Source organism: uncultured Corynebacterium sp. (genome assembly GCF_947253065.1).
In the GTDB taxonomy this organism is placed as follows: domain Bacteria; phylum Actinomycetota; class Actinomycetes; order Mycobacteriales; family Mycobacteriaceae; genus Corynebacterium.
Map to the genome: position 1 here is coordinate 24,642 of NZ_CAMXWS010000004.1, position 18,870 is coordinate 43,511.

General features: G+C 58.9%; 20 protein-coding genes. 10 read left to right on the top strand and 10 right to left on the bottom strand.

Annotated elements, in window-relative coordinates; all coding sequences use genetic code 11:
• Positions 1–95: 95 nt before the first annotated feature.
• The gene (gene ccsB / locus Q0X21_RS01900) at positions 96–1,106 is read left to right on the top strand and encodes a c-type cytochrome biogenesis protein CcsB (protein ID WP_297850007.1); all 1,011 of its coding nucleotides are present in this window, start codon (positions 96–98) and stop codon (positions 1,104–1,106) included.
• A gap of 122 nt (positions 1,107–1,228) precedes the next feature.
• Entirely contained in the window at positions 1,229–1,543 is a 315-nt protein-coding gene (locus Q0X21_RS01905; protein WP_297850008.1) for a helix-turn-helix domain-containing protein, read from the top strand.
• A 3-nt stretch (positions 1,544–1,546) separates the two neighbouring features.
• On the opposite strand, the gene Q0X21_RS01910 is transcribed toward Q0X21_RS01905, so the two are convergent.
• On the bottom strand, positions 1,547–1,855 hold the full coding sequence (locus Q0X21_RS01910; protein WP_297850009.1) for a hypothetical protein: 309 nt from the start codon (positions 1,853–1,855) through the stop codon (positions 1,547–1,549).
• Between the two features lie 66 nt (positions 1,856–1,921).
• Here Q0X21_RS01910 and Q0X21_RS01915 point away from each other — a divergent pair, with 66 nt between their 5' ends.
• Positions 1,922–2,260 (top strand): DUF4229 domain-containing protein, encoded by a 339-nt coding sequence (locus tag Q0X21_RS01915; protein WP_297850010.1) that lies wholly within the window; start codon positions 1,922–1,924, stop codon positions 2,258–2,260.
• Here the strand turns inward: Q0X21_RS01915 and Q0X21_RS01920 are convergent.
• Positions 2,257–3,198 carry an AEC family transporter gene (locus Q0X21_RS01920; protein WP_297850011.1) on the bottom strand — a complete coding sequence of 314 codons (942 nt, stop codon included), beginning with the start codon at positions 3,196–3,198 and terminating at the stop codon, positions 2,257–2,259. The genes Q0X21_RS01915 and Q0X21_RS01920 overlap by 4 nt on opposite strands.
• A 47-nt stretch (positions 3,199–3,245) precedes the next feature.
• Positions 3,246–4,217, bottom strand: coding sequence for a 1,4-dihydroxy-2-naphthoate polyprenyltransferase (locus Q0X21_RS01925; protein ID WP_297850060.1), 972 nt, complete (start codon positions 4,215–4,217; stop codon positions 3,246–3,248).
• A gap of 97 nt (positions 4,218–4,314) precedes the next feature.
• Here Q0X21_RS01925 and Q0X21_RS01930 point away from each other — a divergent pair, with 97 nt between their 5' ends.
• Positions 4,315–5,193, top strand: a complete 879-nt coding sequence (locus tag Q0X21_RS01930) for a glycosyltransferase (protein ID WP_297850012.1) — start codon at positions 4,315–4,317, stop codon at positions 5,191–5,193.
• A gap of 164 nt (positions 5,194–5,357) precedes the next feature.
• Here Q0X21_RS01930 and menE read toward each other — a convergent pair whose 3' ends face one another.
• Positions 5,358–6,494 carry an o-succinylbenzoate--CoA ligase gene (gene menE, locus Q0X21_RS01935; protein ID WP_297850013.1) on the bottom strand — a complete coding sequence of 379 codons (1,137 nt, stop codon included), beginning with the start codon at positions 6,492–6,494 and terminating at the stop codon, positions 5,358–5,360.
• A 165-nt stretch (positions 6,495–6,659) separates the two neighbouring features.
• Between menE and Q0X21_RS01940 the strand changes: the two genes are divergently transcribed.
• From Q0X21_RS01940 to Q0X21_RS01965, 6 genes are all read left to right on the top strand, one after another.
• Positions 6,660–7,820, top strand: a complete 1,161-nt coding sequence (locus tag Q0X21_RS01940; RefSeq protein ID WP_297850014.1) for an AAA family ATPase — start codon at positions 6,660–6,662, stop codon at positions 7,818–7,820.
• Between the two features lie 69 nt (positions 7,821–7,889).
• Complete coding sequence (locus tag Q0X21_RS01945) at positions 7,890–9,029, top strand: sensor histidine kinase (RefSeq protein ID WP_297850015.1); 1,140 nt, start codon at positions 7,890–7,892, stop codon at positions 9,027–9,029.
• Between the two features lies 1 nt (position 9,030).
• Positions 9,031–9,681 carry a response regulator transcription factor gene (locus tag Q0X21_RS01950; protein ID WP_297850016.1) on the top strand — a complete coding sequence of 217 codons (651 nt, stop codon included), beginning with the start codon at positions 9,031–9,033 and terminating at the stop codon, positions 9,679–9,681.
• Between the two features lie 55 nt (positions 9,682–9,736).
• On the top strand, positions 9,737–10,453 hold the full coding sequence (locus Q0X21_RS01955; protein WP_297850017.1) for an ATP-binding cassette domain-containing protein: 717 nt from the start codon (positions 9,737–9,739) through the stop codon (positions 10,451–10,453).
• 5 nt (positions 10,454–10,458) lie between these two features.
• Positions 10,459–11,904 carry a hypothetical protein gene (locus Q0X21_RS01960; RefSeq protein WP_297850018.1) on the top strand — a complete coding sequence of 482 codons (1,446 nt, stop codon included), beginning with the start codon at positions 10,459–10,461 and terminating at the stop codon, positions 11,902–11,904.
• Between the two features lie 307 nt (positions 11,905–12,211).
• Positions 12,212–13,267: a LacI family DNA-binding transcriptional regulator gene (locus Q0X21_RS01965; protein ID WP_297850019.1), complete on the top strand. Its 1,056-nt coding sequence runs from the start codon at positions 12,212–12,214 to the stop codon at positions 13,265–13,267.
• A 59-nt stretch (positions 13,268–13,326) separates the two neighbouring features.
• On the opposite strand, the gene Q0X21_RS01970 is transcribed toward Q0X21_RS01965, so the two are convergent.
• From Q0X21_RS01970 to Q0X21_RS01995, 6 genes are read right to left on the bottom strand one after another with little or no spacing between them, the layout of a single operon-like run.
• Positions 13,327–14,022 (bottom strand): DUF1868 domain-containing protein, encoded by a 696-nt coding sequence (locus tag Q0X21_RS01970; protein ID WP_297850020.1) that lies wholly within the window; start codon positions 14,020–14,022, stop codon positions 13,327–13,329.
• Positions 14,023–14,045: 23 nt separating this feature from the next.
• On the bottom strand, positions 14,046–15,356 hold the full coding sequence (locus Q0X21_RS01975; protein WP_297850021.1) for an ABC transporter substrate-binding protein: 1,311 nt from the start codon (positions 15,354–15,356) through the stop codon (positions 14,046–14,048).
• On the bottom strand, positions 15,356–16,186 hold the full coding sequence (locus Q0X21_RS01980; RefSeq protein WP_297850022.1) for a carbohydrate ABC transporter permease: 831 nt from the start codon (positions 16,184–16,186) through the stop codon (positions 15,356–15,358). The genes Q0X21_RS01975 and Q0X21_RS01980 overlap by 1 nt, the downstream gene beginning before the upstream one ends.
• A gap of 8 nt (positions 16,187–16,194) precedes the next feature.
• The gene (locus Q0X21_RS01985) at positions 16,195–17,148 is read right to left on the bottom strand and encodes a carbohydrate ABC transporter permease (protein WP_297850023.1); all 954 of its coding nucleotides are present in this window, start codon (positions 17,146–17,148) and stop codon (positions 16,195–16,197) included.
• Positions 17,148–18,227: an ABC transporter ATP-binding protein gene (locus Q0X21_RS01990; protein ID WP_297850024.1), complete on the bottom strand. Its 1,080-nt coding sequence runs from the start codon at positions 18,225–18,227 to the stop codon at positions 17,148–17,150. The genes Q0X21_RS01985 and Q0X21_RS01990 overlap by 1 nt, the downstream gene beginning before the upstream one ends.
• Positions 18,228–18,237: 10 nt before the next feature.
• Positions 18,238–18,867: an HAD-IA family hydrolase gene (locus Q0X21_RS01995; protein ID WP_297850025.1), complete on the bottom strand. Its 630-nt coding sequence runs from the start codon at positions 18,865–18,867 to the stop codon at positions 18,238–18,240.
• Between the last annotated feature and the right edge of the window lie 3 nt (positions 18,868–18,870).

An 18,870-nucleotide genomic window follows, 5' to 3' on the forward strand; every position in this document is an offset into this window, starting at 1 on the left:
TGGGTGACGTTCCCAACAGGGCATTTCACCCCCGTTGGCGCGTTTTCAACCTGAACACCTTGGCCGTTTTGGCGACGTGGAGTAGCGTAACTTCCATGCCCGTCAATACTTCCCTGGCCCAAGTGTCCGATCTGTCGCTGCGCACCGCATTCGCGGTCTACATTGTCGCGCTGATTCTGGCCTGCATCCACTACATGCGTTCACAGGCAGTGATTGATCTGCGCCGTGAGCTAAAGACAGAAGCCAAGGATCGTGAACTCATCGCGGTTGGCGATGGGGGATCGACGGCGGTTGATGGCGTCGATAAGCAGGCTACTACCGCTGCGGACCTGGAAACCGCGCGTGAACGCTCCCGCAAAATGGCGGGCGCTGCGCAGGGCTTAATCTGGGTCGCGATTGCATTCCACGTGGTCGCCACCGTGACTCGTGGCCTTGCCGTGAGCCGTTTTCCCTTCGGAAATATGTACGAGTTCGTGCTCAGCTTCACTGCGATTGCGATGGTCGTGGCTGCCGTGATCATTCAGAAGAAGCGCTGGCACACGATGTGGCCGTGGCTGCTCGCCCCGGTGATCGTGCTGATCTTCTTGGATGCGACGGTGCTTTACGCTGAGGCCGCTCCGCTGGTGCCGGCACTGCAGTCGTTCTGGTACCCATTCCACGTTTCCACCGTGTCTATCGGTGCGTCGCTGGGTCTGATCTCCGGCATGTTCTCCCTGTTGTACCTGCTGCGTATCTGGCAGCCACGCGGTGAGGAAAAGGGCTTCTTCGGTGCGGTGGCTAAGCCGCTGCCGACGGCGAAGAAGCTGGACTCTTATGCATACAAGACCGCGATTGTCACCCTGCCGGTCTTCGGTATTGGCATCATGCTCGGCGCGATCTGGGGCGAGGTCGCCTGGGGCCGTTTCTGGGGCTGGGACCCGAAGGAGACCGTCGCGCTGATCACCTGGATTCTCTACGCGGCATACCTGCACGCACGCGCTACTGCTGGCTGGCGCAATTCGAAGGCGGCGTGGATCAACGTGGCGGCATTTGTCACCAGTATCTTCAACCTGTTCTTCATCAACCTGGTGGCTAGCGGCCTGCACTCTTATGCTGGTCTGAACTAGGTTTTCAGGAGTTCGTCGGGAGTGCTTTTCGCACTCCCGATTTTGCTTTTGGGGGCTGGACTAAGCGCACAGCGTGTAGTAAAAATTATTTTCACTTACGTTTGGTGACAAGGAGATTTCACTTGCCTTCCCCTCGCAATAAAACCGGCAAACCCGCGAGCGATATCCCTGTCCTGATCAAGCTGGGCGCCACATTGGCGCAGCGGCGCCGTGAGGCTGGGCGCTTGCAGCAGGAAGTCGCCACCGCCGCAGGAGTGTCACGCTCAACGCTGCACACCATTGAGCACGGTGGTGCGGGCGTGCGATGGGAGAAGGTCGCCGCAGTCGCAGACGCGCTGGGGTTGACCATTAAGTGGGTGGAAAAGACAGATGCGGATGTTTCGACCGATGCATCCACTGATGCTTCCGCTGCTGCGGGGGCCGGGGAGAACGCTTAAGCCTTAAGACTGCTCCGGATCTGACCCGGTGTCTGGGTCTTCCGGCCGCTGCAAGCGTTCGCGTCGCAGCCGGCGCTCTTCCTCTTCGCGTGCTTTGCGCTCAGCTTCTTCTTTTGCGCGCCGCTCTTTAAAGCGGTTCTTCTCGATATTCCAGAGGAATTCCTCGTCATCATCCGGCCCCTTGATGGCCGGTGGCTGCTGTTGCTTATTCGGGCGCAGTGAACCGTAGCGCTCGTTGCTGCCAGGCCCGAACGCCCGCCACAGCATCCACACTGCGAGGATGACCAGAAGAATGAGAATGACGCGTCCCATGCCTCCACGATACTGGCAGGTGGTTGGTTTCCTCGATAACGGTTGGGGCGGGTACCCTCTACAGGCGTGACGGACTCAGCAGCACCTCAGACCAGCCACGACTCGACGGCCCCCGCCTTGGATGAATCGGTGCGTAAGCGCGCCAACCGCGCAGCCCTCGTTTATGGTGGGCTGCGTCTTGCGCTTTTCGTTGTGCTCACGGTGGTTATTCAGGCAGTAGCAGTGCTTATCGACGCCCCGATTCCCCTCGTCATGTCCGCCTTGCTTGCCCTGATCGTGGCATTCCCGCTGTCCATGCTGATCTTCTCCAAGCAGCGCGTTGCCGCTACCGAAGCAATGGCGATGTGGAATGAGCAGCGTCGTGCCCGCAAGCAGTGGGTCAACGACGAGCTGGCTGACCGCTAGATCCCTTTGCCGAAGAGCAAGGCGATGATGATCATCGCTGGCAGGGACGCGAACGTTGTGATGAAGACTGTGTCGCGTGCGACTGTTTCACCCGCCTGATAATTCGCGGTGTAGTTGTACACATTCTGGGCCGTGGGCAGTGCTGACAGAATCACAGCGGCATAAAGCGCCGTTCCCTCCAGACCCGCTGCAAATCCCAAGAGCCAGGCAATCGCCGGCATGAATGCCAGCTTGAGTGCCGATGCCGTGATCGTGGCCGGACGGTCCGGGCCTTTCGCCAGCACGCTGCCGCCACGCAAGCTGGCGCCGAAACTCATCAGGATCATCGGGATGGAAGCCCCACCGAGAATCTCCAGCGGCTCCATCACCGGCGCAGGCACAGTCCACCCGGCAGCCGAGACCGCCAGGCCAGCTAGGGGAGCGACCACCACTGGGGCGGTAATGCCCGATTTCACGGCCTTAAGCACGTTCTGCTTGCGCGATCCGTCCGAATCCGGATTCACATCAAGCCCCGCGATGACAACAGGCGAGATGATCACCATCTGCATCAACAGCACCGGCGCCACGTATGTCGCATCACCGATGACATAGATCGCGATTGGAAGACCAATATTCACCGAGTTGAAATAGCTTGCCGACGCTGCCCCCGCCATCCGTGTCGGCACATCCGCCTTGAAGAACACAGTGGAGATGCCCCAGAACACCGCCATGGTCACCGCAGTAGCCAAAAAGACCACCACGACGACAGGGGAGAGGAATGTCGACGTATCTGACTTAGCCACCGTGGTGAACAGCAAAGAGGGGGAGGCCACCCAGTAGGCGACCCGATTGAACATCAGACGCTGCTCGCCCGGACCGATGACACCGCGGTGTGCCAAGACATATCCCGCGCTGATGACAACGAAGATGATGGCAAAGCCAGTGATGACATCTAACACGTATAAAAACTCCCAGCAGGGGTGTGCCCCCACGACTCAATTAAGCGCTACATATTGTCAGGGATATGCGTTGTCCAGCCGAAATCGGTGTAAGGAACTGCCTTGCCCAAGGTCAGGAACGGCGAGCCAGCGATCAGGGCTCCAGCTAGGACGATCGCCCACACCAGCATTGCTCGGCCATTGGCGCCGAGTACCGGGATCAGGTCTTTGCCGGTGGCACCGCGGTGGACCTTCAAGATCGAACCAAGCGCCAGCGGCAGTGCGATGAGCGCCAGCAGCGTCGGTGTGTAGGCCGCGCCGATGAAGACCGTGATCACAAAAGGTGTGAGGGTCAGGGCGATGAAGAGGCGGCGAGCTCGGACGTCGCCAAGCATGACTGCGAGTGTGCGCTTGCCTGCTTCCGTGTCCGTTGGAATATCGCGGATATTATTGGCCAAATTGATCGCAGCAGAGATCGCGCCAACGCCCACCGCGCAGCCGACGCCCACCCAAGAAATGTTGCCGACCTGCGTGTACTGCGTTCCCAGCACGGCAACGAGACCGAAGAAGATGAAGACAGACACCTCGCCGAAACCGCGGTAACCATACGGGTTCTTCCCGCCGGTGTAGAACCATGCGGCGAGGATGCAGACGATGCCGACGAGGATCAGCCACGGCGCGCTGATGATCGCCAGGATCAGTCCAGCAACAGCAGCAATACCGAAAGAAATGAATGCCGCAAGCTTCACCTGCTCCGGACGCACAAGGCCAGATGCTGTGAGGCGTGTCGGACCTGTTCGGTCGTTATCTGTTCCGCGGATCCCGTCAGAATAGTCATTGGCGTAGTTGACACCGATGATCAAGCCCATCGCCACCACCAGCGCGAGCAAAGCCCCCGGCAGGCTCAGCCAGAACTCAAAAGCCGCGGCACCAGTACCCACGATCACGGGTGCGGCAGCGTTGAACCAGGTGTGCGGGCGGGCGGCCTGCCACCAATCTTTCGCAGTGGCCGACCCGGCGTTATTGCTAGTGTTATTCATTTCACCGGAGGATCCGGTGGTGTCATCGCTCTCACTCATGACAACCATCATGCACTCAAAGCGGGACCCAAGTGAAGCTCGACTAGAGTAACGCTTCATGTGGATCGACTATGCCGTCCGCCAAGTGCTGCACACTGCCGGAACGATTGCCCGCCAACCGGGCTTGCTTCTGGCTGCCCGCGCACCCCGGCTGTCGTTCCCCCAACTCGGTGAGGCCGGTGAGGATAAGACAGTCATTTCATTGACGTCTCACGGCAAGCGCCTTTCCACGTCTGTGTACTGTATTGCCTCCCTGCTCGTGGGGACTCGTCGTTTCCCGGTGATCCTCTGGCTCGATGAGGAGGATTACAACGGTCGTTGGCCCAAGGGCTTGCACCGTCTGCAGGAGCGCGGCTTGATCATTCGCTGCTCCGATGGCAAGTACGGGCCGCACACGAAGTACTTCGGCACCTTCCGTGAGATGGCTGGAACCGGTACACGCGTGATCACGGTTGATGACGACATGATGTACCCACGCTGGTTCGCCGAGAAACTGGTCAATGCCGCTGATGCGGATCCGCGCTGCGTGGTGGCTTATCGCGCACACACGATCACGCTCGATGAAAACGGCATGCGGCCATATAAGGAATGGCGCGCAACCAAGTCCACTACCCCCTCACATCGGCACTTTGCCACCGGTGTCTCGGGCGTTGCCTACCCGCCTTCCATGGTGGATTATGTTGCGCAGCAGGGAAGAGCATTCGAAGACAAGGCCTTGCGTGCCGACGATGTCTGGCTCAACCACTGCGCCCTCCGCTCCGACCACCTGGTCCGGCAGGTCTACCCACACCCGCGCGAGTTCTCCGTTATCCCGGCTAGCCAGCGTGAAGCACTCGTGCACCACAACCACTGGCGTGGTGGCAACGATGTGCAGATCGCGAAGACGTATACGGACGAGGACGTCGATAAGCTGCAAGCTGCTTTGCCGGTGGACTAGCTCCTTGATGGTGGCGTCCGAAACTATCGGCTGAGACAAAGCGGTGAATCTGTTTACATCGGCCACCCTGCCCACCCAAGGCCAAAACCGTGCAGCCAGGGCTTATAAACGCCCAGGCATACGGCCGATGTAAACAAATTCACTCCGCTGATGGAGTGCCCTGACTAGAACAGCTCGCGGACTGCCAAACGGTCGACCTTGCCCGGCCCGATGGTGGGCATCTCATCGATGTGGCGGAGATCCTTGGGCACTTGCCAGCGGGGGAGATCATCGAATGCCTCCATCAAGTCACTGACTGGAGCCGGACCTGTGTATGCAGCGCATACCTGGTGGCCGAAGCGCGTGTCGGGAATGCCCACGACGCAGGCAGCGGTGACACCGTCGATGCTCTGCATGAAGGATTCGAGGACTTCGGGCTGGAGCTTCAATCCACCGGTCTCAATGATGTTGTCCAGCCTGCCGGTGACGCGCAAGATACCGTTGTCCAGCTCGCCAGCATCGGAGGTGGCGTACCAGCCGGGCTCGGCAAAGGCTTCATGATCGGGGATATTGCGGTAACCGCGGGCGATCATGGGCCCACCGAGGTAGATGCGGCCACCGCTGACACGGACCTGTGCCCCGGCAAGGGGGGTGCCGTTGTAGACGCAGCCACCTGATGTTTCTGATGATCCGTAAGTGGTTACCACATTGATGCGGAGTTTCTTTGCGGATTCGAGCAGCTTTGGGTCGATCATTCCGCCGCCGACAAGAACGGCGTCGAAAAGCCTGAGTGCTTCAATGCCGGTGAGCGTGCTCATGGTTTTGTCCAGCTGCATCGGGGCAAGAGAGGTGTACATGTGCTCACCGGTGGTAGCGAGTTCATCAGCGCGTGCAGCGAATTCAACGACGTGGAACCCGCTGGTGAGGTCCACAAATGCGGGCTCAACTCCCGCGACCATGCTGCGCACAATGACCTGCAGGCCAGCGATATGGTGCGCGGGCATGGCCAACAGCCACTGCCCAGGCCCGCCGAGGAATTGGTGGGTGGCATCCGCGCTGGAAATGAGGTTGACCGGGGAAAGCTCCGCGCCTTTTGGCGTGCCCGTCGATCCGGAGGTGGCTACCACCATGGCCACAGAATCATCGATCGACTGGCCCGCCCGCATTGTCGTCCGCAGTGTTTCTGCCCGGTCCCGGTCGTTCTTTGGCACCGGCAGGACCGCGCATTGCCCGGCGATCGCTGCTTCTAATTCCGGCATGATCGCCAGCGGGTCAGCGAGGTCAACGGGGAGCAATTCGAGCATGTTTGGCACGCGCGTCATCCTAGCGCGGGTGCGTTTCGGCCCGACGGTCCGACATTTACGTTTGTTTACGATTGGCCCAAACGTAAATTACTCTATAGCGAATATTGCGAGATGGAAGAATTTACCTGCTACTTTAGTGTTTACGCTTGTTTACGATTGGCTTAAACGTAAAAAGGGGGAGCCATGAATATCAGTCCGTACACTCCTGGCCAAGTCGCGCGAGAGATCTATGGGCGCGACAAAATACTGGAAGATCTTAAAAGGGATTTAGCGTTCCAGATTGCCGAACCGCACCTGATAGGGCGTATCAAGGTTTACTCGGGGCCAAGAGGCGTTGGAAAGACCAGCCTGCTGCGTTCAGCACAGTCGTACTCCGTTTCGAAAGGATTTGAGACGGTGTGGGTGACTGCTGGAGAGGGTTCTCTGGTGACCTCCTTGATTGAGTCATTGTCAGGTCTCACACGCTCGTGGAAGGGAGAACTCGGGGACAAGCTCGGCGAGCTTCTCGAGTCAGTGAGGATTCAGATAGGCGGCATTTCAGTTGGAGGGGTATCCGGGGAGGAAGCGGAAATCACTGCTCCCAGTAGATTGCTGCAGGAGATTCTCATAGCGGCTGGTCAAGCAGCTGTACAACGTGGAAACGGGCTCATCGTATTTATCGATGAAATTCAAGCAGCAGATGCGGAGAGTCTGAAAGCTGTCGCCTATGCATGGCAACATTTGCAATCTGAGGCCCCCAATTTGCCGATGGCGGTTTTCAGCGCAGGTTTGAGCCATGCCCAAGATGTGATTACTGATGCAGTCAGTTTCGCAGAGCGCTTCAGCTACCAGCACCTGGGAAATCTTTCAGGCCGAGACTCCAAGGAGGCATTGCGGCGCCCAGCTGCGGATAAGGGAGTTCGTTGGGACGAGGAGGCGCTTGAAATGGCGCTGGATTCTGCGAATGGTTACCCCTACTTCATCCAGGTCATTGGAGATGAGACATGGCGGTCCAGTGGGTACCCAGGGTCCGGCACAACAATTGAGGCTGAACAGGTTCGAGCCGCGTTGGAGGGATTTAACGCAATGCGAAATTCTTTCTTCCGGGCTCGTTGGCAGAAGGCAACGCCAGCAGAAATGAGCTTTTTGCAGGCGATGGCAGCTGAAGGAGATGAGCCGGTCAAGCGTGCTTCCATTGCTCACGCGATGGGCAAGCAATCGGATGGGCTCGGCGTAGCTAGACGCTCTCTATTAAATAAAGGCCTTATCGACACAGCAGGGCATGGATATGTTCAATTCAGCGCTCCTGGTTTTGCACGATTCATACGTGAAGAAATTGACCCCGGTATGGATTCGGGTTTCTAGTTTCCTGGATCTCAATCTCCTCCCGTGGGAGGAGGAGCGCACCGTCGCTGGCCGGATAGGCTCGAGCGCGTGCATGTGAAATCCGGTGAGCTCGTGGTGGCCCTCTTGGGGGCAGTGCTGGCGCTGCTGCACACTGCGTTGCTGTTCACCGAGGATGCGGGCGCAGCGGAGTGGGTGCAGGCACTGTTGTCGTGGGGGTTCGTCGCTGCTTTGTCGAGGTGGCAGTCGCGCCCGAGGACGGCATCGGCGCTGATGGTGGGGCTGAATGTGGCGTGGTCGGTGCTGTGGCTGGTCGCGCCGACGAATATCGGTTACACGTTCTGGGTCGTCCTTGTCCCGCTGGCTATCTATACCGCGCGACGCAACGCCCGCAGTGTGAAAGCGAAACCAGGGATGACACTCGCCGGCATTCTCACGGCAGTAGCGGCCGCGTGGTGTTTCATCTCGCCGTTCATGTGGACGTGGGACGAGCGGCTCGTGCTGTTCTACCGGCGGCCGTTCGATGCGGCGTTGATGCTGGCGCTTCATTGGACGGTCCTTGCGGTGGCGTACCTGGTCGCGGCGAACGGGGCGGCTGAGGAGGAGTCCAAGGAAAATAAGGCCCGGATGCGGGAGGAGCGCTTGGCGGCGGCGCGGGAGCAGGAGCGGCTGGACACGGCACGCGACATTCACGATGTGCTGGGGCATTCGCTGGCGCTCATCAAGGTGCAGGCGAATGCGGGGCTTACCGCGGGCACGGAGCGGGAGTCGCTCGAGCTCATTCGGGACACAGCGGGGGACGCGCTCGCAGACATCCGCCTGCTGGTCAAAGGGTTGCGCGACGAGGGGCCGGGGCTCGCGCCAGCCGCCACAGCTGACGAGCTACCAGGGGTGATCGCGCGTTTCCGCGCCAGCGGCATGGACGTTGCGCTCGACGCGTCGGAGCGCCTCAGCATACCCACTGTCACGGCCCAGGCGGCCAACAGGATTGTCGCGGAAGCGCTCACCAACGCGGTCAAGCACCAGGAGAATCCGGTTGCGCGGGTCACGGTCGAGCAGGGCACAGAGGCGATCGTCGTGACCGTTGCGTCGACGGGGCGCATGGCGCCGCGGCCGGGGGCGGGCACGGGCATCGTCGGTATGCGGGAGCGCGCTCGCGCCACAGGCGGATCGCTCGAGGTCACGCAGGAGAACAACACGGTCACCGTCACCGCGACGTTGGGAGTATGAGATGCGCATTCTGCTTGTCGACGATCAACCCATGCTCCTTTCCGCCCTCTCCACCATCCTGAACACACAGCCGGATATTGAGGTGGTGGCCACTGCCGCGAACGGTCAAGAAGCCATCGAACAGGCGAAGAACCACGGCATCGATGTTGCGGTGCTGGACATCCGGATGCCGGTGCTCGACGGGATTTCGGCGGCGCGGCAGATCATGCCGTTGGGGCCCAAGGTGATCATGCTGACCACGTTCGACGACGATGCTCTGGTGCAGCAGGCGATTGAAGCGGGCGTGCACGGCTTCCTCCTCAAAGACGCAGATCCGGACGTGCTTGCCGACGCCGTCCGCACGGTCGCCCGCGGCGAGTCCGTCCTGGCCAGCGGTGTGACGGGGAGGGTGCTGGAATGGGTGAGAGGAGGTGTGGATAAGCGAAATGCGTTGAGTGATACTCAGCGGCAGGCACTGTCGCTGCTCACGCGACGGGAGGTCGAAGTGCTCGCGGAAATCGGAGCGGGGGCGACGAATGCTGAGGTGGCGGCCCGGCTGTTCATCGCGGAGACGACCGTGAAAACGCACGTGAAGAATTTGCTGCACAAGCTCGGCGCGCGCGACCGCGTGGCACTGGTGCTGATCGCGCAACGGGCGGGAATCGCTGAGTAGAAATTCCTCCCGCAGGAGGATCACAGCGCTGACCTGGCGCTGAAGAATGGTGCGCATGATCAACTCGCACCTTGCCTGCAAAGACGTTTCCGTCGCTTTCGGCGACCACCGTGCACTGGACGGAGTGTCGCTGACGACCGTTCCCGGACGTGTGCATGCGCTGCTCGGGCCGAATGGCGCCGGCAAGTCGACGCTGATGTCGGTGCTGCTCGGACTCGTTGAGCCGAACAGCGGCGCGGTGACGCTGATGGGGCAGCCGTTTGAGCGTTCGCGGTTGCGCTTTGTCGGTGCGTCGATCAACGACCCGGCGTTCTACGGGCACCTCAGCGCGCGCGACAACCTGCGGGTGCACACGACGCTGCTCGGGTTGCCGGATTCGGAGGCGGACCGGGTCATTGAGCTCGTCGGGCTGGGTGCCGCGGGCAAGAAGAAGGCGTCGACTTTCTCCACCGGCATGAAGGGGCGCCTCGCACTGGCGCAGGCGCTGCTCGGCGAGCCGCCAGTGCTGGTGCTCGACGAACCGCAGAACGGCCTCGACCCGGAGGGGATCGCGCACCTGCGTGGGTATTTGCGGGACTATGCCCGCGCCGGGCGCACGGTGCTGGTCAGCTCGCACCAGCTCGGTGAGGTGCTGCACCTGGCCGACGATGCGACCGTGATCGCCGACGGTACGGTGCGTTTTGCTGGGGAGCTGCGCGAACTCGGGCCGAACCTGGAGGAGTCCTTCTTCCAGCTCACCCGCGGTACCGCTGTGGCAGGGGAGGTGCGCTAGACACGATGCGGGAATTGCGCGCTGAATGGATTCGGGCCAAAGGGTCCGTCCTGTGGTGGCTCGCTGGCGGCGGCCTGGTTTTGAGCGTGGTGCTCTCCGCACTGTCACTGGTGGGCAACATTGACGACGCCACCGACATGCTCAACTGGCAGGCATTGCTGGTCACAGGAATGCTCGCCCCGATCGCCGCGCTGTATGCCGGACTGGTGGAGCAGCGGGAGAAGCAATCTCGCTCGGGCGGTACGCTGTGGCGCCCGGCATCGAGGCATGCGACGCGTGCTGCACGCCTGCTGGTCGTGTGGGCTGCGCTCGGGCTGTTCTTCTTGCTCAATTTTGGTGCAACGTGGGCACTTGCTGTGCTGTTCGGTCTGGACCATGCGCCACGTGTCCTGTTGATCGGGCTTTTCTCGTGGGTCGGCGCGCTCGGTGTAGCTGGTCTCGCTGCTGGGATTAGTCGGCGCTATGGTCTGCTCGCTGCGCTTCTTGGCTCCTTGGTGTGGCAGTTCGGCCTCGGCCTTCTCGCGGAGCGTGACTGGTGGTGGTTCAACCCCGGGGCATGGCCAATGCGGCTGGTCGTGCCGGCGATGGGCCTCCACATCAACGCCACACCGCTGGAACCGGATTCTCCTCTGTTGAACGAATCACCGTGGCCAGCTTTCGCGCTGTGTGTGCTGCTCGCGGTGGTGGGGATGGTCTGCGCAGTGGCGGTATCGCCACGGACTGCGCCGCTTCGTCTGCCTCGCCGGACTGTCCATGTGATGACCGCTCCGGTGGCCGATGACCCCGCGTTGCCGGCGGTGAACCGCCCGGTCGCCGCACCGCGTCTGGCCGCGCTGCGTGGCATTCACCGTGCTGCGCTGAACCCGGTTGTGATCGCGTGCGTCATTGTGTCCGCGCTGGTCATGCTGTTTGCCTTGCGCTATGACGCATCCGTGCGCACGGGCCTGTTCACCTACGCGATCCTTCCCGTCGGCGCGGGCCTTTTGCCGGTGCTTGTGTGGCCACAGCTGCGCCCGGCATGGTCGCTCATGCAAATCGAGCACCCCCGCGTCCGTGGGGCACTGCTTGGTTGGCTACTCATTGTGGTCGTGCTTGTCGCGCTCATTGCCACAGCTTTTGGCGGGGCAATGCCTATCGATAGCGCCCGTCGTTTTCTACTCGCCGTTCTGATCGGCGGTGCGATGGCATTTATTTCGCTGGCCGTCACCGTCCGCTGGGGCGTGGGCTGGGCCCTTGCTCTAACGCTGGTGGTGACCATCTTTTCCGCCACGATCGGCGGGGATGTCCTCGCCGACAGTGCTCTTTGGATCATTGCGCCGACCGCTTGGCCGGAGACCGCCGCGACCCCAGCGCGCTTCCTCATAGCGCTTGCGGTGGGTGTGGCGCTCTTCGCTGGAAGCACAGCACTCACACACCGGTGGCTGCGGGGATCGTTGCGGATTTCATCGTGATGGACATACGTAGCTGTTGCCGTGATTTTCTTGCGTTAGGGACTGGTGAGCACAGTCTGGGAAGGGCTTTGTATAAAAGTCCTGTGTAGCGTGCTGTTCAGGTCTAGCAATCATGGATTGACGCCGTAGTTTGTTCTGGAAATCTTGGGATCTTGCGCCAAGCAGATCTGGTAATTAGTTATAAATAAGGAAAAGGGCGTAGCAGACCTAGTCCTGTGGATCAAGGGCTTTGAGCTACGCTCGTTGCCTTTTTAATTTGGGCAGCCGAATAATAAATAGAATTGCGAGTAACTCCTAAAACCGAAATATGTCTGTCGCGAAAAAACCGGGATCCCCTAGGCACACACGTGCAGGGCGCAAGCTTGTTAAGCCCACGATTGTGGATGTCGCCAAGGTAGCGGGGGTCTCTAAATCGACAGTCTCCCGAGTGATCCAAGAAGATGCCCGAGTTGCAGACCAAACGAGGAAAGCCGTTCAGAAAGCGATCGCTGAACTGGAGTATATCCCTGCTTTTTCAGCACAGATGATGCGTGCAGAGCCTGCGCCGACGATCGGTCTTTTCTTGAGCTCCGTTGAAATCCCTGTGTTCGCACAACTCAACCGCTATCTGCATGAAGAGCTGTTCGCGAGGGGCTACCACGTCATTCAGCACACGATCGTCGATGCATCGCACGATAACCGCGAGGCTGTGATGGAGAACCTGGCACGAATGCCTATCCAGGGAATGATCGTGTCAGTTGGTGGGGTTGAGCCTGATCAGTTGCAACGCTTCGCGGATCGGCTGCCGTTGGTTGTTGTCGGCCGTCCAGAACCTACCGGTGAGCTGCATGCAATTGGCTTCGATGAAAAACAGCATGCACGAATGTTGATCGATCATCTCGTTGAATTAGGGCACGAACGCATCATGATGCAGGATGCGCCGAAGGATCGTTCAATGGGGACTTGGGCGCGAGTGCACGCCCAGAAGCAATATGCCGAATCGATCGGGCTCGAGGTACACAGTGAGAACGCTTTCGGGGTGCATGGCGCTGAGCTTCGAGCCTGGGTGGAAAAGACTGTTGAGAGAGGTTTCACCGCGATAACCTCGCTGTACGATAGGAAAGCCTTGGAAGTGCTTCGGGCAGCGACCGAGAGCGGGATTGATATTCCTGGGGATGTTTCCGTGACTGGTTCGGATGGGGTTCTGGACGGACTTGATCTGATCGGGTTGACGACGATTAAGAAACCAGTCGAGCTGGTAGGACGGAGAGCCGCAGAACGAATTGTGGGTCTTGTGGAATCCCCTGACGCCTCCTTCGAACCACTGCATGAGCATCATGCGGGCGAGCTAATCGCCAGACGCACTACGGCTCAACCAAGATAAACAAACTGCCAACAACAAAAGCCGCCTCCGTGGTCTGGAGGCGGCTTCTGGCTGTGTGGCTAGAAGAACATCAGGGGCGGGAAAGCCAGCATGTCGTCGAAGATATTGAATGCTGGTCGTTCAAGTTCCAGAGTGTCGAGTTCTGTTGCCCAGCCGGTGTAGATCTCGGAGAGATCTTGATTGACATCATTTGTCAGCTCCGGGTCGGTCAAACGGTAGCCAAGACTGCAGTGGAACCTGTAGCTGTCCAGATTCGTATCCTTCGCTTCGAGGATTTCACGGAGTGCCTCCCGGAAGCTTTTCAACGCCGCAGCCATTTCTTCGTCCGCCGGTACGAGTCCGACAGTCAGAGAGACTCCGAGATCGTAGACACCAGTGGGGCGCATACGCAGGTTCGGAAGCTCAGGAATCTGGTCGACATTTTCACGCAGACGGTCACACATCAGTGCTGCCGCGGTGGCCATGTTCGGAGCGGACTTCAGCCAGTCGGGCCACCGATCTTCTTCGCCTGCAAACTCGCGGCTTTTCAGACCGGGGTAGACGGTCATGTGAAAACTCGCAGGAGGTAGCAAAGCGAAGTGATGATCGAGACCGCGTTCGCGCACATCCGCCTGGATGCGCTCACACAGTTTGTAGCTTTCGCTATCTGGAACAACGTGAGCAACAAAAGTGGAGCCGCGATGCCTCTTTGCAACACCACTGGGTGTGAATTTTTCGAATGTTCGCTGATCTGGAGCGAGAGGGAGTTTAGACATACAGGAGTGACCTTCGATCGAAATTACTTACCAGCACGCTCGTTGTACGAGGCAATCTCGTTGTTTGCGCCCTGCTGAGCTTCGGCGAGAGCCTTCTTAACGTCGGTACCGTTCGCGATGGAAGACATTGCGGCCTCGTAAGACTTCCGGGCAGCGTTGAGCGCACCGGTCTTGCATCCAGCGGTCACCTTGTTCTCCGGCGTGCTCTGCAGCTGCTCGATGAGCGCTTCCTGCTGGGGCTCCAGATCGGACAAGCTTTCGCCAGCACCGGTGGTCGTGGGCAGGTAGCCGGTCTCGTCAAAGATCTTCTTCTGTACATCGTCCGAGCCCACGTACTTCATGAACTCAGCTACAGCTTCCTGTGTCTCTTCGGAGTGACCTTCCTTGATCGACCACAGCGAATTACCGCCCGGGACAGCGCCAGCCTCATCGGTGTCGCGCGGGAGGGAACGGATCGACCATTCGAAGTTCGGGTTACCACTTTGAATGTTGCCGTAGTTACCCGATGAATTCAGCTGGATGGTGGCCTCGTTGGACAGGAAGGCACCCGTAGCTGCGGAACCATCGGACCCGGGGTTATGGATCGCGCCCTTCGCGTACAGTTCGCCGATGCGCTCCCAAAGGGCGACATTCTCCTGAGACTCGAGGTTGAACTCGGTGGCCTGTTCAGAGACACCGTTTTCAGGCGAGCACAGATAGTCACCCATCGAGGACTGGAGTTCCTCCATGTACCAGCCGGAGTGGTGGAAAGTCAGGCCAGCATGACCCGTCTTCTCGTGGATCTTCTCGGTGGCATCCAGCAGACCTTCGACAGTCTTAAGATCGTCGGGGTTGACACCAGCCTGCTCTAGCTCATCGTCGTTCGTGTACATGGCCGGCTGAGACACCATGAATGGCATCGAGTAGACCTTGTCTTCGAACTGGTAGTAGTTCTTCACCGCGTCGACCAGATTGCCGTAGTCATAATCATCAGTGATCTCCTGAGCCGGAGTAATCACACCGGAATCACGCAAGTACGCAGTCTGGATATCGGAAGCCTGCAGCATCGCAGGCAGGTCGCCGGTCTGCACGGACGCAATAAACTTCGAAATGGAGTCCTCGTAGGAGCCCTGGTAAGAAGCATTGACCTCAATCTCGCCTTCGTGCTCGGCGTTGAAGTCGTTGACAATCTCTTCGAGCGTCGTCGCAGCAGCACCAGAAGCGGAGTGCCAAAAATCAACGACGATTTCTCCATCGGCATTCTTGGTGGTTTCACCACCGCCGGCTCCGCCGCATGCGACGAGGGTGGTGGAGGTCAACAGGGTGGCAGTGGTGAGTGCGAAAAACTTCTTCATTACTTAACAGCTCCTTCGGTAAGCCCGCGGGTCAAGTACTTCTGACCAAAGATCACGAGCAGGACAGTGGGGATGACAGCGATGATCAGACCGGCAAGAACAAGGCCAGTGTCCACAGCGGTTTCGTCTGCGAGCGCCTTGATGCCGGGCTGGATGGTTCGGACAGATGCCGACTGGGTGATGAGCAACGGCCACATGTAGCCGTTCCACGCGGCGATTGCGCTGGTGACAATCGCAGTCATGCACACAGATCGGTTGAGAGGGAGAAGGAAGGACCAGAGGAATTTGAATGGCCCTACGCCTTCCAGGATGGTTGCCTCATGGATTTCTTTCGGGAAATCGCGGAAGGCTTGGTAGAAGAGGAACAGGGAAAAACTAGAAGCCAGATAGGGCAAGAAAATGCCAACCACAGTGTCGTAGAAACCCATCTGGCGCACCGTCAGGTAGTTACCAATGACAGCGACCTCTGACGGGATCATCATCGGAAGCAGGAAGAAAATAAGCCACTTCGATGCTGCTGGAAGACGCCCAAAAACCAGTGCGTATGCGGCGAGGACGGATGTGATGAACTGTCCAGCAGTCTGGCAGACAGTCACGATCACAGAGTTGATCAACTGTTGCCCGATTGAGGACTGGCTCCAGGCACGTGGGTAGTTGTCAAAGGTCGTTTCGCCGAAAAAGAGGGACTGCAGGCCAGCTTGGATATCGCCCGAGGCGCGGAATGAGCCGATCAGTGCGTAGACGACCGGAAAAGCGATGCTGAGGCACACGAGCAGCAGCCAGATCCAGATCACGGCTGTCGCAAAGGGGGAGCGCAGATTGTTATTCACTGCTACACCTACTTCTTTCCTCGGCTAGTCAGCCGGAATTGGATCAGGGTGAGTACAAGGATGATGAGGAACAGGACCATGCCGCGAGCAGACGCTGCAGCGAAGTCAGCGGTACCTCCGCCGAACGCCAAGTCGTAGATATCCAGCACCATCGTGCGTGTTGAGTTTCCAGGGCCTCCGTTGGTGAGCACCTGGAAGACCGTGAATTCTTTCATCGCGGCCATCGCCTGTGTCACAGAGAGGACCAGAAGCATCGGAGCGATCGACGGCAGGATGATGTACCGGATGTACCTGAAACCTGTGGCACCGTCGAGGTTCGCTGCTTCGATCATCTCGGCGGAGATGCCGTCGATCGCCACCATCATGAGCAGCGCGACGAATGAGATACCGATCCATACGTCTGTGATCAGAACGGAGATCAAGGCGACTTTCGGGCTCGTGAGCCAACCGACCTGGTCGAACCCCATGAGGCCGGCAACCTGGTCAAAAAAGCCGACGACGGGAGCGAACATTTGGCGGAAGACAAGAGTGCCCACAGCGGTCGAGATCGCCATCGGGATGAGAACCACGGGACGCATCCAGAAGGTTCCCTTCAACCGGTAAGAGAGCGGGAGCGCGATCGCAAGCCCCAGTGCCAGCTTTAGGATGACCGACAGAACCGTAAAGATCAGGGTTCGAGCGAACGTGGAGAGAAACGTCGGGTCGGCGAACATGCTCGCGTAGTTGTCGAAGCCCGCGAAGCCGGCAGGACGACCGAACAAGTCAGTCGATGTGAACGACAAGTAGATAGCCCGGAAGAACGGGAAGAAATCGAATACGCAGAAGAACAGCAGAGCCGGCAAAATGCAGAACCAGGCCCAGGTTTCCGGTTTCTCGCGGGGAACTCGTTGCTTTTCAGGCTTCTCGAGATCTGCGTCTGGGGTCGGGGCGTTGTCCGCGTTGCCCTTCAACGACGTAGTCATCAGTTCAGCCTCTCCTTCGTCTCTCCGTCGAAGAGGTGGATGAACTCGTTGTCGAAGTCGATGCCGAATACATCCCCACGGGTAATCTTCGCGGTGTTCGGCACACGAATGAGGATGTCACCAAGATCATTCAAACCGTCGATGGAGACGTGAACGTACTTATCGGACCCGAAATTCTCTACATACTCTGCGCGAGATCTTGCGACGCTTTCTTCAGCCGACACAACGCGGAAATTTTCCGGGCGCATGCCCACGAGTACCTTCTCGGTTGAGGGCTGAACCTTGAGTGCCGGAAGAGGAAGTTGAATGTGGCCAATGGCAATCTGGTTGCCTTCGATAGTTCCTGTCGCCATGTTCATTGAGGGAGTGCCAATGAACTGAGCCACGAAAGCGTTGGCGGGCTGCATGTACAGCTCGTCAGGGGTTCCTACTTGTTGCATATTTCCGCCCTCGAGGACGGCGATACGGTCTGCCATGGTCATGGCTTCCGTCTGGTCATGCGTCACGTAGAACATTGTGGTGTTGAGGCGGCGCTGCAATTGGCTGATCTCAGCACGGGTAGACACGCGGAGCTTCGCATCAAGGTTGGATAGTGGCTCATCCAGCAAGAAGACCTGCGGATCGCGAACGATTGCACGGCCCATAGCGACGCGCTGGCGCTGACCGCCAGAGAGCGCCTTGGGGTACCGCTCGAGGTACTGGTCAAGATCCAGTAGGCGCGATGCTTCAGCTACTCGACGAGCTTGTTCGTCCTTCTTGATGTTCTGCATCTTCAGTGCGAACGCCATATTCTCCGCGACAGTCATGTGCGGGTAAAGGGCATACGACTGAAACACCATTGCCACGTCACGCTTGGACGGGGCTACCGTCGATGCAGGAACGTCACCGATATAGATTTCACCTCCTGTCAGTTTCTCGAGACCCGCAACCATGCGAAGCGTGGTGGACTTGCCCGACCCGGATGGGCCGACGACAGCTACGAATTCGCCGTCACGAATTTGCAAGTCCATGTTGTTGATAGTTGGGCGGGGGTTGCCGGGATATTGGAGGGTCGCCTTGTCAAAGGTGATTGCTGCCATGTCACTTCCCCTAGGGATTGTTCTTTGGAAGGACGTCGAGGTCGTGGAGCAGTTCACGAGCTTGTTGGGGTGACGACCAAAGGTGGCCGTTCCAACCTGCTTCGTTCGCTCCGACGATGTTGATCTCTCGGTCATCAAAGAAGTGGAAGATGGGTGACTCCACACCGGAGAACTGGCTTTGCACGTGCGCGTAGATGGCGGCGTCGGGTTTCTTGATCCCGTGATCCGAAGAGAACAAGAGGTGGGAAAAGCACGACGACCAGTCACTGTGGCGCACTTGTTCAGCCATCTGGCGTGGAGCGTTGCTCAAGATTCCCAGTGGCACACCGGAGGCCTCTAGATCCTTGACCAACTGAAAGGGTTCCCGCGCAATCTGAGAGTTAAGGCTTGCGTCTTTTCCCGCCGCAAGCTCGATGACCGCTCCATTTGCTTCAATTCCCGCCGCATCTAAAACGGGGGACCAGAAGAGGGAATCGGACTGCCCAAGGTCGTAGTCGTCGCGGAGGTTCCAGTAGGCATCCTTGAACGCATCTCGGTCGAACTCACCGACATGTGAAACAAGAAAGTCCTGGAGCTGTTCCATCCGGTTACCTTCCGGCACCAGAACTCCTCCGATGTCGAAAATGACGATCTCAGTCATGTG

Bases quoted from the DNA above. Each gene is read 5' to 3' on its own strand.
- menE (WP_297850013.1), bottom strand. From the start codon at position 6,494: ATGACGCGCGTGCCAAACATGCTCGAATTGCTCCCCGTTGACCTCGCT.
- Q0X21_RS01965 (WP_297850019.1), top strand. From the start codon at position 12,212: ATGTCTGTCGCGAAAAAACCGGGATCCCCTAGGCACACACGTGCAGGG.
- Q0X21_RS01990 (WP_297850024.1), bottom strand. From the start codon at position 18,227: ATGGCAGCAATCACCTTTGACAAGGCGACCCTCCAATATCCCGGCAAC.
- Q0X21_RS01940 (WP_297850014.1), top strand. From the start codon at position 6,660: ATGAATATCAGTCCGTACACTCCTGGCCAAGTCGCGCGAGAGATCTAT.
- Q0X21_RS01955 (WP_297850017.1), top strand. From the start codon at position 9,737: ATGATCAACTCGCACCTTGCCTGCAAAGACGTTTCCGTCGCTTTCGGC.
- Q0X21_RS01930 (WP_297850012.1), top strand. From the start codon at position 4,315: ATGTGGATCGACTATGCCGTCCGCCAAGTGCTGCACACTGCCGGAACG.
- Q0X21_RS01960 (WP_297850018.1), top strand. From the start codon at position 10,459: ATGCGGGAATTGCGCGCTGAATGGATTCGGGCCAAAGGGTCCGTCCTG.
- Q0X21_RS01970 (WP_297850020.1), bottom strand. From the start codon at position 14,022: ATGTCTAAACTCCCTCTCGCTCCAGATCAGCGAACATTCGAAAAATTC.
- Q0X21_RS01975 (WP_297850021.1), bottom strand. From the start codon at position 15,356: ATGAAGAAGTTTTTCGCACTCACCACTGCCACCCTGTTGACCTCCACC.
- Q0X21_RS01910 (WP_297850009.1), bottom strand. From the start codon at position 1,855: ATGGGACGCGTCATTCTCATTCTTCTGGTCATCCTCGCAGTGTGGATG.
- Q0X21_RS01985 (WP_297850023.1), bottom strand. From the start codon at position 17,148: ATGACTACGTCGTTGAAGGGCAACGCGGACAACGCCCCGACCCCAGAC.
- Q0X21_RS01995 (WP_297850025.1), bottom strand. From the start codon at position 18,867: ATGACTGAGATCGTCATTTTCGACATCGGAGGAGTTCTGGTGCCGGAA.
- Q0X21_RS01950 (WP_297850016.1), top strand. From the start codon at position 9,031: ATGCGCATTCTGCTTGTCGACGATCAACCCATGCTCCTTTCCGCCCTC.
- ccsB (WP_297850007.1), top strand. From the start codon at position 96: ATGCCCGTCAATACTTCCCTGGCCCAAGTGTCCGATCTGTCGCTGCGC.
- Q0X21_RS01925 (WP_297850060.1), bottom strand. From the start codon at position 4,217: ATGAATAACACTAGCAATAACGCCGGGTCGGCCACTGCGAAAGATTGG.